Source organism: Sphingopyxis bauzanensis, from assembly GCF_002205675.1.
Classification (GTDB): Bacteria; Pseudomonadota; Alphaproteobacteria; order Sphingomonadales; family Sphingomonadaceae; genus Sphingopyxis; species Sphingopyxis bauzanensis.
In genome coordinates this window covers 134,567-148,220 of record NZ_NISK01000003.1, presented here as the reverse complement: position 1 = coordinate 148,220, position 13,654 = coordinate 134,567, and the positions used below count along the sequence as shown (strand labels likewise).

General features: G+C 63.2%; 13 protein-coding genes. 5 read left to right on the top strand and 8 right to left on the bottom strand.

What is annotated here, in order from left to right; all coding sequences use genetic code 11:
• Nucleotides 1–60: 60 nt before the first annotated feature.
• Both CDQ92_RS12025 and CDQ92_RS12020 read right to left on the bottom strand, forming a co-directional pair.
• Nucleotides 61–1,047, bottom strand: a complete 987-nt coding sequence (locus CDQ92_RS12025) for a TerC family protein (RefSeq protein WP_088441657.1) — start codon at nucleotides 1,045–1,047, stop codon at nucleotides 61–63.
• A gap of 73 nt (nucleotides 1,048–1,120) precedes the next feature.
• Nucleotides 1,121–1,303 carry a hypothetical protein gene (locus CDQ92_RS12020; RefSeq protein ID WP_088441656.1) on the bottom strand — a complete coding sequence of 61 codons (183 nt, stop codon included), beginning with the start codon at nucleotides 1,301–1,303 and terminating at the stop codon, nucleotides 1,121–1,123.
• A gap of 248 nt (nucleotides 1,304–1,551) precedes the next feature.
• Here CDQ92_RS12020 and CDQ92_RS12015 point away from each other — a divergent pair, with 248 nt between their 5' ends.
• Complete coding sequence (locus CDQ92_RS12015; protein ID WP_088442224.1) at nucleotides 1,552–2,319, top strand: crotonase/enoyl-CoA hydratase family protein; 768 nt, start codon at nucleotides 1,552–1,554, stop codon at nucleotides 2,317–2,319.
• A 167-nt stretch (nucleotides 2,320–2,486) separates the two neighbouring features.
• Here CDQ92_RS12015 and CDQ92_RS12010 read toward each other — a convergent pair whose 3' ends face one another.
• On the bottom strand, nucleotides 2,487–3,326 hold the full coding sequence (locus tag CDQ92_RS12010; protein WP_229667064.1) for a helix-turn-helix domain-containing protein: 840 nt from the start codon (nucleotides 3,324–3,326) through the stop codon (nucleotides 2,487–2,489).
• Between the two features lie 331 nt (nucleotides 3,327–3,657).
• On the opposite strand from CDQ92_RS12010, the gene CDQ92_RS12005 reads away from it, so the two are divergent.
• Both CDQ92_RS12005 and CDQ92_RS12000 read left to right on the top strand, forming a co-directional pair.
• Nucleotides 3,658–4,674 (top strand): MlaA family lipoprotein, encoded by a 1,017-nt coding sequence (locus CDQ92_RS12005; protein ID WP_088441655.1) that lies wholly within the window; start codon nucleotides 3,658–3,660, stop codon nucleotides 4,672–4,674.
• Between the two features lie 102 nt (nucleotides 4,675–4,776).
• Nucleotides 4,777–5,853 carry a sensor histidine kinase gene (locus tag CDQ92_RS12000; RefSeq protein WP_201792060.1) on the top strand — a complete coding sequence of 359 codons (1,077 nt, stop codon included), beginning with the start codon at nucleotides 4,777–4,779 and terminating at the stop codon, nucleotides 5,851–5,853.
• A 23-nt stretch (nucleotides 5,854–5,876) separates the two neighbouring features.
• Here CDQ92_RS12000 and CDQ92_RS11995 read toward each other — a convergent pair whose 3' ends face one another.
• The 5 genes from CDQ92_RS11995 to CDQ92_RS11975 all read right to left on the bottom strand — a co-directional run bounded on the left by CDQ92_RS11995 (nucleotide 5,877) and on the right by CDQ92_RS11975 (nucleotide 11,281).
• Nucleotides 5,877–7,202: an amidohydrolase gene (locus tag CDQ92_RS11995; protein WP_088441654.1), complete on the bottom strand. Its 1,326-nt coding sequence runs from the start codon at nucleotides 7,200–7,202 to the stop codon at nucleotides 5,877–5,879.
• 147 nt (nucleotides 7,203–7,349) lie between these two features.
• Complete coding sequence (locus CDQ92_RS11990; RefSeq protein WP_088441653.1) at nucleotides 7,350–8,003, bottom strand: DUF4893 domain-containing protein; 654 nt, start codon at nucleotides 8,001–8,003, stop codon at nucleotides 7,350–7,352.
• Nucleotides 8,004–8,066: 63 nt separating this feature from the next.
• Nucleotides 8,067–8,852 (bottom strand): 3-hydroxybutyrate dehydrogenase, encoded by a 786-nt coding sequence (locus CDQ92_RS11985; RefSeq protein WP_088441652.1) that lies wholly within the window; start codon nucleotides 8,850–8,852, stop codon nucleotides 8,067–8,069.
• Nucleotides 8,853–8,880: 28 nt separating this feature from the next.
• Nucleotides 8,881–10,038, bottom strand: coding sequence for a patatin-like phospholipase family protein (locus CDQ92_RS11980; protein ID WP_088442221.1), 1,158 nt, complete (start codon nucleotides 10,036–10,038; stop codon nucleotides 8,881–8,883).
• A gap of 97 nt (nucleotides 10,039–10,135) precedes the next feature.
• Nucleotides 10,136–11,281 (bottom strand): ISAs1 family transposase, encoded by a 1,146-nt coding sequence (locus tag CDQ92_RS11975; protein WP_088439421.1) that lies wholly within the window; start codon nucleotides 11,279–11,281, stop codon nucleotides 10,136–10,138.
• 162 nt (nucleotides 11,282–11,443) lie between these two features.
• On the opposite strand from CDQ92_RS11975, the gene ypfJ reads away from it, so the two are divergent.
• Both ypfJ and CDQ92_RS11965 read left to right on the top strand, forming a co-directional pair.
• Nucleotides 11,444–12,352 carry a KPN_02809 family neutral zinc metallopeptidase gene (gene ypfJ, locus CDQ92_RS11970; RefSeq protein WP_088441651.1) on the top strand — a complete coding sequence of 303 codons (909 nt, stop codon included), beginning with the start codon at nucleotides 11,444–11,446 and terminating at the stop codon, nucleotides 12,350–12,352.
• The gene (locus CDQ92_RS11965) at nucleotides 12,325–13,608 is read left to right on the top strand and encodes a metal-dependent hydrolase family protein (protein ID WP_088441650.1); all 1,284 of its coding nucleotides are present in this window, start codon (nucleotides 12,325–12,327) and stop codon (nucleotides 13,606–13,608) included. Before ypfJ ends, CDQ92_RS11965 begins: the two co-directional genes overlap by 28 nt.
• The last annotated feature ends 46 nt before the right edge of the window (nucleotides 13,609–13,654 follow it).

The window sequence follows — 13,654 nt, the reverse complement described above, 5'->3', positions numbered from 1 at the left end:
CTGCTTTCCTGGGGAGGAAAGCCTGTCCGTCGGAAGCCGCAAGGCCTCCGACGGACATTTTCATTGCGGCAGCGCAGCCTCCTCGTCGCGCGTCTTGACCAGCGACCAGATGATGCCGCCCGCGATCAACCCAACCGTCACACCCAGGCTGATCAACGGCGGGAATTTGTCGCCGCCGAGGATGAAATCGGCGACGAATATCTTCGACCCGATGAACACCAGCACCAGCGCGAGCGCATATTTGAGGTAATGGAAGCGGTGCACCATCGCCGACAGCGCGAAATAGAGCGCGCGCAGGCCCAGGATCGCCATGATGTTCGACGTATAGACGATGAACGTATCGGTGGTGATCGCAAAGATCGCCGGCACGCTGTCGACCGCGAACACTAGGTCGGCGAGGTTGATCACCACCAGCGCCAGGAACAACGGCGTCGCCGCCAGCACCAGCTTGCCGGTCTTGCTATCGGGCACCCGGACAAAGAATTTCTCGCCGTGCAGCTCGCCTGTGATCGGGATGTGCCGCGACAGCCATTTGACCACCGGGTTGCCCGCAACGTCCATCGGCTTTTCGCCCGCGAACAGCATCTTGATGCCGGTGAACACGAGGAATGCGGCGAACACATAGAGCAGCCATTCATATTCGGTGACCAGCGCCGCGCCGCCCGCAATCATGATCCCGCGTAGCACGATCACCGCGACAATGCCCCAGAGCAGCGCCCGATACTGATAGCGCGGCGGGATCGCGAAGGTCGCGAAGATCAGCGAGATGACGAAGATATTGTCGATCGACAAAGCCTTCTCGATGAAGAAGCCGGTATAATATTGCAGCCCCGCCTCGCCGCCCTTCGCGGCCCAGACCCAGGCGCCGAACGCCAGCGCGATACTGATGTAGAAGGCCGAGAGCTTGAGGCTCTCGCCAATCCCCATCTCCTTGTCTTCCTTGTTCAATATGCCAAGGTCAAAGGCCGTGAGCGCGACGACCAGCGCGATGAACGCCAGCCAGAACCAGGCCGGGGTACCCAGCCAGTCGGCAAACAGAAATTCCATGGTGTGTGTCCCTGGTGAACGCCAGAAGACGCCGCCCCGGCGGGACGACGCTTCCGGTCTTGATTAGAAGGATTTAGCGTGCGAGCGCCGGGCGCAGCGACAGCGCCGCCAGGCGCCGCTTTACCGCGAGCTTCAGCGTTTTCAGCCGCAGCAGCCGGAACGGATCGGCCCCGCGCCGCTGCGCCTCGCGCCGCGCCGCCTCGTCCAGCTGGCGATGCAGCAGGGTCAGCCGATAAAGATTGGGATTAAGCGTCATGAACTTGGGCCTCCTGATTGAAAATCAAGCAGGTGACGCCGATGCCGGACCCGGGTTTAAGGGGGGAGGTAGGCCCAGAGCATCGGTGTCACCCGATGCGGTCCGACATCACGTGGCAGGAAATATCCTGCCGACGCCAGAGGGGCCCGGCCCGCATGAATCCGATCTAAGATCGCCCCATCGACGTTTCAAGACCCCACCCGAACATGCTAACCAAAAAATATCGCGCCGCGCGACAGGGAGCTTTTATGTCCGTCATCATCACCCGCGAAGGCCCCGTCACCATCGTCACCATCGACCGCCCCACGCGCCGCAACGCGGTCGATCCCGACACCGCCGCCGCGCTGCGTGACGCATTCGCCGCCTTCGCCGACGACAGCGACGCCCGCGTCGCGATCCTGACCGGTAGCGCCGGGCATTTCTGCGCCGGTTTCGATTTGAAAGGCGTCGGCACCTCGCGCTACGACCCCGACGGCCCCGGACCGATGGGGCCGACGCGGATGCTGCTCGGCAAGCCGGTGATCGCCGCGGTCGAGGGGCATGCGGTCGCGGGCGGGCTCGAACTCGCGCTCTGGTGCGACCTGCGCGTCGCTGCCGCCAGCGCAGTGTTCGGCGTTTATTGCCGCCGCTGGGGCGTGCCGCTGATCGATGGCGGCACCGTCCGCCTGCCGCGCATCGTCGGCCAAGGCCGCGCGCTCGACATGATCCTGACCGGCCGGCCGGTCGAGGCGGCCGAAGCCCACCACATCGGCCTCGCCGACCGCGTCGTCGCCGACGGCGAAGCGCTGTCCGCCGCGATCACGCTCGCCAAACAGATCGCCGCCTTTCCGCAATTGTGCATGACCAGCGACCGCATGAGCGCCTACCGCCAATGGGATTTCGACCTCGCCGATGCCCTGACGCACGAAGCCCACGCCGGAGCCGCCCCCTTGCTCGAGGGCGCCGCTGCGGGGGCCAAGCGCTTTACCGAAGGCGCAGGCCGCGGCGGCAGCTTCGCTGCGTTGAAGCGGGAGTGACGACGATAATGTGGGTGGCCGCCGGGCAGCCGTAGCACGGAATGGGACAAGGGGCGCCCCAGGGGCAAGCCTGGAGCGCCGAAGTCCCGAGGTGCATATATTGGCGCCTTTACGACGTCTGGATTATGCGGGGACGCACGATGCCAGCGATAGAAGTCGGCCGGCGGTCAATCCGTGCGATTGAAACGGGTGGTTTCCAGTTTTTGACGATCGTCGTTCGACCAGACAATAGTCTCCGTCATGGATTTCTGATCCTTGGCGACCGTATAAACGCGCGTCGACACCCGCGCGCCGGCCTTTCCCAATGTCATGACCAATGTGTCCGGCGCCGGCTGACGCAGAGCAACGGTGTCGATGAATTCCATATTGCCCGTGACCGGCACCGGGACGCCGTCAAGCGCTGCCGTGGATTCGGCATGCCTGCGAGAGCCGTCCGGCCCGACGATTTCGACGAGTGTCGTCCATTTCCCGTCCTGCACGGCACGGAACGTCATCGTCACCCTTTGAGGCCGTTCCCTCTCCGGCATGAGCGATGCGTCCAGCGACCAGCTGCCAACGAGCGGCAGTGGCTTGGATGCCGTGCTGTAAACGGCGCTCGGTGTTCCGACCTGATCGGCGGAAGGCGCCGTTGCGAACATTGCTCCGGCGGCAGCCAGGGATAGCGTGATGAGCATGACGATCATTCCTTTCGAACCGCGAACCCCGATGGCCGCGGTATGCGTCACGTCCTTCACGGTGGCGTGCGGTTTCAAAAGATCGATATTTTCGTCACAATTTTTCTGGATGTCCAGAAGACGCGCCAATTCGCGGCTGCTGCCGACACCCGTTTTGCGGCGGGCAGAGCGCAACCGCTCATTAATGGAGGTTTCTGACCGGCCGAGGCGCGCGGCAATGGTCTTTACTGTATGGCCAGCGACCAACAGGCGCAGAATTTCCATTTCCCGATCGGTGAGGCATGCGGACAAGCCGAGAGCGGGTTTATTGGTGGACATGTCTTTGCTCACCATAGCCTCGGACGCAGGTCCATCCCAATTTATTTGGAAAACGAAACCGACGCCTGAGCGAGCATGGCGACCGAGATCGAGTTCGAGGTGACGCGGGTGGTATGATCCTCCCTGTCGCGATGCGATGGGGAGGTTGCAGCGCAGGCGCAATTTCTTCCATCTTTCCCCTTGGTGGGGGAAAGATAAAAGTTTCCAAGCGTCTAAAGCCCGTTAAGCAGCATCTGACGAAAGGGCAGATGCCCTTTGTTCATTGTTCCGGGCTGATACCCCGGTCAGGAGTCAAATATATGCCGTCGATGCTTACGAACCTCGTGCTGGCCGGACCGCGCGCCCGATGAGCATTTCGGCCGTCGCTGCACTCCTTTTGCTGTCCGAAGCACCGCCCGTTCCCACCAACGCGGCGCCTGAAATCCCGGCCGAGACGACGGCCCAGCCCTATGCGGGCGATGTTCTGCCGCCAAAAGTCGTACCGACGATCGGCACCGCCCCGTCGCCCGCGCCGGTCACGCCCGAACCATCCAGCGGCGAGCAGCCGACCCCGGCACCGGGGTCGCCGAACGAAATCGTCGTGACGGCGCGCGGCGATGCGCCGCCGGGAGATCCGCTGCAAGCGGTCAACATCGAATCCTATCGCGCCGTCCAGGCGATCGACCAGGCGCTCGTCGGCCCGATCGCGATGGGCTATCAGAGCATCGTTCCCGAACCGGTCCGCGACGGCGTGGGCAATGCGCTGCGCAACCTGACCGAACCGGTCAATTTCCTGAACTATCTGTTGCAGTTCAAGATCGGCAAGGCCGCCGAAACGCTCGGCCGCTTTGCCATCAACTCGACCTTCGGCGTCGGCGGCCTGTTCGACGTGGCCAAAAAGAAGCCATTTAACCTGCCGTATCGGCGCAACGGTTTCGCCAACACATTGGGCTTTTACGGCGTCGAGCCCGGTCCCTTTTTCTACCTGCCGCTGTTCGGCGCGACGACGTTGCGCGACATGGCCGGCAACGGCCTCGACATGCTGGTCCTGCCGACCGCGATCGGCAAGCCGTTCAACCGCACCGCTTATGCGGCGCCCACCACGGTGATCCGGGCGCTCAACGACCGCATCGAACGCGATGCCGAGATCGAGCGCCTGCAACAAATAAGCCTCGACCCCTATGTCGAGACGCGCACCCTCTATCTCGAAATGCGCCAACGCGAGATTGATGCGCTGAAAGGCAGGATTCCCGATGTCATTGCTGCTCCGCCAGTCGAACCTGCGGTCCGTCAGGCCGATACTCTCCCCGATCAAGAAACGCCTATTGTCGAGGCGCCTGCGGACATCGAAACGCCGCCAGCAGGTGACATGCCCCCGCTTTGAGTGAGCTCCCTCGTGCGATGAAAAGTCCGCCGCGGCGCATGAGTTAAAATTGGCACGAATGTCATCGACCAGCTACGCGTAGCACGTTGCGACCAGGGAAATATGATGAAAACCGAAAATGCCGATCAGGTGGAGACACTGCTGGATACGCCGAATCTGGCGGATGCACTGGAGAATGAGCGTTTCAAACAGTTTCTCGACCATGTGCCCGTGGCCGTCGCAGTGTCCGAACTTCATCCGTCGGAACTGATCACCTACGCAAACCGCGAGTTCGAGCGCCTGACCGGCCATCCCATTGCCGAAATCGAAGGAAAAAGCTGGCGGGCGCTGCCCGGCGTGGCCGCTCCGGTCGACGACGATCGACTGTTGCGCGACGCGGTTCAGGCCGATGTCGATTATATTGGGGAATTCAGGATCGAGCAGGAAGCGGGCGCCATTGTCGTGGATGCCTGGTCGAATACGATTGAAGACGACGATGGCACGCCGCTCTATCGGCTTGTCGCGCTGGCGCCCACCGGCAACGAACGGGCTGGGGACGGTCAAACGGCGGCGCTGGCGGCGAAAGACGCCCAGCTTCGCGAGCTTCAGCATCGGGTCAAAAACAATCTGCAGATGATTACGGCCTTGATCCGGCTCGAAGCGCGCAACATCCCCGACGGCGATACCGGTGAGCGTTTCGATCGGCTTGCGGGCCGGATCGGCGCTTTGGCGGTGCTTTACGATACCTTGTCCCGGGAAAATGCCGACGACAGCATTGATCTGGGAATTTATCTGGGTCAGATCGCGACATCGGTGATGGCGGCACATGCGACCGACGGCGTCCGACTCGATATGAAGCTCGATAGCTGGCCAGCTTCGGTCAATGTTGCGATGCCGGCGGGGCTGGTGGTCAATGAATTGCTGACCAACGCACTCAAACATGCGTTCACCGGTCGCGACGGCGGCACGATCACCCTCCACAGCCTGATCGACGAAGTCGGCTGCCATATCACCATCGCGGACGACGGGGTCGGTCTGGCCGAGGGTGTCGCATGGCCGAAGCCGGGCAAACTTGGCGCCATCATCGTCCAGTCGTTGAAGCAGAATGCATCGGCCAAGGTCGCTGTCCGTTCGGAACCGGGCAACGGTCTGAAAGTCGTCATTTCCTTTTCAAAGGCCGACGCGGCGCCCTCTGCTTAGGCGATGTGGCTGTCGGTCGCCGCCTACTTCTTCGCCATCAACTTCATCGTCATCGCCGTCAGCGCCTCGGTCGCCGTCGCGATCACCTTGTCCGCCTCGGGCGCCCAGAAGGGCGAGTGCAAGCTCGGCAGCGTCCGGCCTTCCTTTTTCGCCGCGTCATATTCGGCCTGCGGCACCCCGCCGACCCAGATGATCAGGCTTTTGATGTCCTTGTCGTCGCGCGCAAAGCGACCGAAATCTTCGCCGCCCATAACCGGCGGCACTTGCACGACGCGCTTTTCGCCGAAACTGGTTTTCAGATACGCCGCCATTTCCTCGGTGAAATCGGGGGTGTTGAATGTGGAGGGAGTGAACTCGTCCCTCTGCACACTGACCACCGGCATCTTGTCCTCGGGAATCCCCGCCGCGATTGCCTCGCCCTTCGCGACGCGCGCGATGCCGTCGAGCAGGTGATTGCGCACCTCATCGGTATAGCTGCGCACCGTCAGCTGCAGCTTCGCCTCGTCCGAAATGATGTTGTGCTTCGCCCCGGCGTGAAAGCTGCCGACGGTCACCACCGCGCTGTCGAGCGGGCTGATCTCGCGCGACACCAGCGTCTGCAACGTCGACACGATGCGGCTGGCCAGCACGATCGGATCCTTGGTCGTCTGCGGATAGGCGCCGTGGCCGCCGACGCCCTTGACCAAAATATCGACGCTGTCGACATTGGCGAGCGCATAGCCCGGCGTATAGCCGATCACCCCGGCGGGAAACTGCGCCGCGTCGTGGAACGCGAGGGCATATTGCGGCTTGGGAAAGCGGGCATAAAGCCCGTCCTCCAGCATCATGCGCGCGCCCGCGCCGCGTTCTTCGGCGGGCTGGCCGATCATCACCAGCGTCCCCGACCAGTTCGCCTTGTTCGCCGCCATCAGCCGCGCGACGCCGACCCATGCGGTCATATGCGTGTCGTGGCCGCACGCGTGCATCACGCCGGTTTCGACGCCTTCAGAGGTCGTGACGCGCACCTTCGACGCGCCGGGCAGCCCGGTTTGCTCGGTCACCGGTAGCCCGTCCATGTCGGCGCGGACCAGCACGACCGGTCCGGGGCCGTTCTTCATCACTGCGACGACGCCGGTGCCTCCGATCTTTTCGGTCACCTCAAACCCCAACTTGCGCGCCTCGGCCGCCAAGATGCCGGCCGAGCGCACCTCCATGAAGCTGAGTTCCGGGTTGGCGTGTAGATCATCGTAAATCTTCATCAGCGACGGCATCTGCTTCTGCACCTCGCCGCCCAACTGCTGCGCTGCCGCGGAGGCGGCTCCCGGAACGATCAGCGCCAGCGCCGCGGCGCCCGTCCACAAATTCCGCATTATCATTCCCCTGTACCAAGCTCTTATGAGCCGAACCTAATCCGTTTGTGTCGAGCGAAGTCGAGACACCCCGCAGCGTAGCGCGTCCCAAGCGTGTCTCGACTTCGCTCGACACGAACGGGAATGTGGAATCCTCTCAAACTTTCGTCAGCCCGCCGGGACCAGTTCGATCACGTCGACCAAGGATTCATACGCGGGCGCAGGCAGCACCAGCCGCCAGCGATTGTCGCCGATCCGTTCGACCAGCCCCGCCATGTCGCGCATCCGGTCGCTGCCGTAGTTCACCGCCATTTTCTCGTCGCCCAGCTCGAGCGTGCCGAGGAAAATCTGGCGTTTCAGATTGTCGGGAAAGATCATGCCGACAGGGCGCTGCGACCCGGTCAGCTTGGTCAGGCTCGACAATCCCTGTTCGGGCGCCACGCGGCAGCGGAACCAGCCATAGGCGATATAGCTGAGCCCCCCGCGCCCCTTCGCGCCGACCTTGATCGTCCGGCAGCGATAGTCGCCCGCGGGCAGATGCGCGTTGGGCAGCGCCGCCATCTGTTGCAGCAGCACGCCTTCGCGGTCGACGTCGGCGCCATGCCCCTTCGCCCGCGCATCGGCGAGCGCGGCTTCCCAGCTGGAATACCAGCCGCGAATCCGTTCCTTGTCCTGATCGGTCGCCGTCGCGCGCCAGCTGCCCGAAGCGGGCGGCTCGTCGGCCGCCGACGGCGGCAGTGTCGGCACCACCGGCACCGACTGGCACGCGCCAGCGGTCAGCCCTAGCGCAATGGCGAAAAGTAACTTGTTGCGACCCCTCATTCTCCGTCTCTCCCCTGATCCGGTTGCGTTAACCTTAGGAGGGGAAAGGAGAATGCTCAAGGCTTAGGCCGCGGTCCACCCGCCATCGACGCTCAGGTTGGCGCCGGTGATGTTCGCCGCCTCGTCGCGGGTCAGGAACGACGCCAGCGCCGCGACCTGTTCGACGGTAACGAACTGCTTGGTCGGCTGCCCCGCCAGCAGCACGTCGTTGATCACCTGCTCGCGCGTCATCCCGCGCGCCTTCATCGTGTCGGGGATCTGCCCCTCGACCAGCGGCGTCCACACGTAACCGGGGCTGATGCAGTTGGCGGTGATCCCCGCGTCGGCCACTTCCAGCGCGACGGTTTTGGTCAGCCCGACCAGCCCGTGCTTCGCTGCGACATAGGCCGATTTGAACGGCGAGGCGACGAGCGAGTGCGCCGACGCGGTGCCGATAATCCGCCCCCACCCCTTCTTGCGCATTCCGGGGACCGCGTGGCGGATCGTGTGGAACGCCGACGTCAGGTTCAGCGCCAGGATCAAATCCCATTTCTCGACCGGGAAATCCTCGATCGGCGACACGAACTGCGTCCCGGCGTTGTTCACCAAAATATCGACGCCGCCCATGTCGGCATCGGCGCGCGCGAACATCTCGGCGATCGCATCGACCTTGGTCAGATCGGCACCGTCATAACTCGCTTTGCCGCCGCTCAGCCCTTCGAGCGCGACGCGCTCGGCCTCGATCGCCGCGGCGTCACCGAAGCCGTTGATGATGACATGCGCGCCCTCGCTCGCCAGCGCCTTGGCGATGCCCAGCCCGATGCCCGACGTCGATCCGGTGACGAGCGCGGTTTTTCCTTGCAGACGCATGTTCGAAGTTCCTTCCGGTGGAAAAGTATCAGTTGATATCGGGTTCGATTTTCGGCTTCAACATATTGGCTTGCAACGCAAAACTTCCCGAACGACCCTCGGCGACACTTTCCGCAAGCAAATGCCCATCCTTCATCGCCGCCTCGACCGCCTCATGGCCCAGCGCCCAATTGACCTCCATCGTCGAGCGCGAAAACTCGAAATCGCGCGCGCCCGTCTGCCATTTAGGCGGCTGATGGATCAGCTGGACGACGTTCAGCGCCTTACTGTCGACCATTTTTCGCACCGCTTTGACTTCGGGCAACGCAGCATATTCGGCGGGCAGTTTTTTGAGCATCCGGTCGATCAGCTGATGCTCCTTGCGCCGCCGCACCAGCCCGTCCGAAATCCGCCGCGTGCGGCTCGAAAAACGAATGTCCTTCTCGCGCGACCAAGCTTCCTCCATGTCATGCGGACGGTCGCCCCGCGCGGGGAACAGATCGACCTGAAACACCAGCATATCTTCATGCGCCGCATCGACAACATGCTCGAGCGGGGTGTTCGACACCAGCCCGCCATCCCAATACCATGTCCCGTCGATCTCGACCGGCGGGAGCCCCGGTGGCAGCGCGCCCGACGCCAAGACGTGTCGCGCGTCGATCGTATCGACCTTGGTGTCGAAATAGCGAAAGTTCCCCGTTTCGACCGCCACCGCGCCGACCGACAGCCGCACCTTGCCGTTGTTCACTCGGTCCCAGTCGACCAGCCGGTCGAGCGTCTCGACCAGCGGCTTGGTGTCGTAAAAGCTCACCGCCTCGGGTGTCTGCCGCTCGGCAAAGCTCGGCGGCGGGAAGCGCGGGGTGAAGAACCCTGGGACGCCGAACGCCATCACCTGCCCCGCCGCCACCATATGCGCCCATTCGCGCGCCCAGTCGTTGTCGGCGACCGGCAGCGACGGCATCGCCGACGACACCCCGTTCCAGAATTCGCGCAGCTTGCCCACTGCGGCGTCGCGCGGATTGCCCGCGATGATCGCGGCATTGACCGCACCGATCGAAATCCCCGCGACCCAGTCGAGCTCGATGCCGAGGTCGATCATCGCCTCATATACCCCCGCCTGAAACGCGCCGAGCGCGCCGCCGCCCTGCAGGACGAGTACAACGAGGTCGGGAAGCGGAAGCGCGGCGGTTGCGGCACGACGTGGCATGAAAACGGGGATCCTTTGGCTCGCGTCAGCGCGATTGGTGCGTCGCAGCATAAACCATTGCAACGGCTTCGTCCAACGCGAAGCCAGGGGAATCGCTTCAGATTAACGGTTGTCGTTGAGTGACGAGTGTTTCGAGGTAATCCGGGTCGAGATTGGCTCGTTTTCTGCGGACTTTGAGGCTGTGTTTGTCGTTTGGATTTCGCACCAGGTTCATGGCGATGTGTTTGACGACCGCCATATTCTGGGGTCCTGATCCGGTTCGCAGTCTTGTGAGGTCGTCGTGGAAGACGACGTCGAGCACCCAGTGGAGCCGGTTTTCGATGCCCCAATGGGCGCGGACTGCGGCGGCGAAGGCTTGGGCATCGAGTTTGACAGAAGAGAGGTAATAGCGCCGTTCCGTGCTTTTGCGGCCCTCCCGTTCGACGTGGTTTTCGACCATGGCGATCATCGCGAGATGCGGGAAATGGGGTTCATCAGGATAGCGACGATCGGAAAACAGCCATTGTGTGTTGTGACAGACGCTGTGGCGGCGTTCTTCGATGCGGCCATGATCGGCGTCGGTTGTCGTGTGCGCCGACAGGGTCATATCGGTGGGCGGATCGGCAAAGAACGCCACGACATCGGCAAACAGCGCCGGACGGTTGCCCTTCAGCGCGAGCAAATAATCTCCGCCGCGCGCCACGATGGTCTCGGCAATCGCGGCCTGTGTTCCGATCGCATCGATGGTGACGAGCGCACCGGTCAGTTCCAGCCGTTCGAGCAGCAACGGGATCGCGGTGATCTCGTTGGATTTTGCGTCTACCGCTTCCTGGCCCAGCACCAGCCGCTGGCGCGACGCCCAGGCTGAAACCATGTGCAGCGGCGCGCGGCCTTTGCTCCTCGCGTGACTACGCCGCGACGTCTTGCCGTCAATCGCGATGATATCGGGTGCCTCGTCGCGCAGCGCCTCGACCCAGGTCGCAAAGCAGGTTTTGAACAGCTCGGGATCAAGCCCGTTAATGACATCATTAAGGGTGTCGTGGGCTGGTATCCCGTGCGCAAACGGCAGAAAACGGCGCAGAAAATCGAGCCGGTGCTGTCCCCACAGCCTGATCTCGACAAAATCTTCCATCCCCGAAAGCGTCGCGCAAAGCACCAAAAGCAAGACCTCGCGAAGCGGATACAAAACCCGCCACTGCTCCCGGTGATCACGAAGCGCAGAAAAATGATCGAGTATCGAACGCGACGATGGCAATCCAGACATCAATGGCTCCCAGCATATGGAGCATCGTCTGAATCATAACACTTCAATCAACACCAGTCCGTTCATCTGAAGCGATTGCCCTGAACGCGAAGCCCCTTTCAATTGACCGGCGCTGCTGTAACTATCAGGATTAGGCAGACACTTTAGCGGCGGAGAACCCCCATGCGCCTCGACGATTATGATCCCGGCGACGATATTCGCGACCTCGGCCGCGGCGGTGGCGGCGGCTTTGGCGGTGGTGGTGGCGGCCTCGGCGGCTTGCTCATCGGTTTCCTCCCGATGCTGCTCGGGCGCAAGATGGGCTGCGGCACGATCCTGCTGATCGGCGCGGTCGCCTTTTTCCTGCTCGGTCCCGGCGCCAACATGCTGAGCAGCGGGGGCGGCATCGCCGATCCGGCGGCGAACAGCCGCGGTGGCGCCAACGTCGCCTGCGATACGGCTTCGGAGCGTTTTGCCTGCAACGTGTTCGGATCAACGCACACGGTTTGGGAGGGGCTGATCTCCGGCTATCGCAAGCCGACGCTCACCTTCTACTCGCACAGCGTCGATCGAACGGCCTGCGGTTCTGCAAGTTCTGCGATGGGTCCGTTCTATTGCCCCGGCGATCAAGGCGTCTATCTCGACACCGACTTCTTCCGTGATCTCGAACTGAAATTCGGCGCCGCGGGCGATGCGGCGCAGGCTTATGTCATCGCGCACGAAGTCGGCCATCATATCCAGACGATCAGCGGAATTTCGAACCAGGTTCGCCAAGCGCAGCAACGCGCCTCGCAGGCCGAGGGCAATGCATTGCAGGTTCGCATGGAATTGCAGGCGGATTGCTACGCCGGTGTCTGGGCCGCACGCGCCAAGACCGCTGCGGGTCAGCCAGTGATGGAGGCGGGCGATATGGAAGAAGCGATGCGCGCCGCCAACGCGATCGGCGATGATACGCTGATGCGCTCGGCGGGCCAGCGTCCGGTTCCCGAAAGCTTTACCCACGGCACCAGCGAGCAACGCATGAGCTGGCTGCGTCGCGGCTTGCAATCGGGGGATCCGCGCCAGTGCGACGCCTTCGCCAGCGCCCTCTGATTGCGGCGCTCGCGGCGACCCTCGCCGCGACGCCCGCGGCGGCGGAGACGCTGTATATTCAGGCCGGACGGCTGATCGACGGCGTGTCCGATGACGTCCGCAAAGGTCAGTGCATCACGATAGAAGGGGAGCGGATCAAGGCTGTCGCTCCTTGCGGCGCACCCCCCGCGGGCGCGACGCGGCTCGACTGGTCCGGATTCACCGTCCTCCCCGGCATGATCGACCTCCACACCCACCTCGCCGACCTTGGCCAGAGCGCTGACCTTGCCGCACCGATCAAGGCGTCGCCCGCTGAAACCGCCCTCGTCGGCGCGCGCAACGCGCGGGTGACGCTCGACGCCGGTTTCACCAGCGTCCGCGACGTCGGCACCTATCGCGGTTTGACCGACGTCACGCTGCGCAATGCGATTGAGCGCGGTGACGTGCCGGGGCCGCGGATGTGGGTCGCTGGCGCTTACATCACGATTCCGAAGGGCGGCGGCGAACTGAACGGCGTCGTTCCCAATGAGGAACTGCCTGCCGACATGCGCCTCGGCGTCGCCGCAACGCCCGAGGAAGCGGCGGCGAAAACGACCTTCCTGCTCGATAGCGGCGCCGATTTCATCAAGACCATCGCCACCGGCGCCGTTCTCGCGATCGGAACCGAACCCGGCGCGGTCGAACTGTCGGAAGATTATCTGCGCGCGGTGGTGAAAGTGGCGCATGCCGGCGGAAAAAGGGTCACCGCCCATGCGCATGGCGCCGAGGGGATCAAGATAGCGATCAACGCCGGGGTCGACAGCATCGAACATGCCAGCCTCGCCGACGAGGAAGCGCTCCAGCTTGCAAAAGCGCGCGGCACCTGGCTGGCGATGGATATCTACAATGGCACTTACATCGACGATGTCGGCACCAAGGAAGGCTGGCCCGAGGAATATCTGCGCAAGAACCGCGAGACCACCGACGCCCAGCGCGCCGCCTTCCGTCGCGCGGTCGAAATCGGGGTCAATATCGGTTACGCCACCGACGCCGGGGTCTACCCGCACGGGCTCAACGCGCGCCAATTCCGCAACATGGTCAAATATGGCATGACCCCGATGCAGGCGATCCAGTCAGCCACCGGCCGCGCCGCGGTCGAAATGGGGCGCGACGACATCGGCGCGATCGTTCCTGGCCGCTTTGCCGACATCGTTGCGGTCAAGGCGGATCCGCTCGCCGACATCACGGTGCTGGAAAAGATCGACCATGTGATGAAGGGCGGCGTGATTGTCCGTTAACGACCAAAACCAGTCGTCGCCCCCGCGAAGGCGGGGGCCGCTGTCG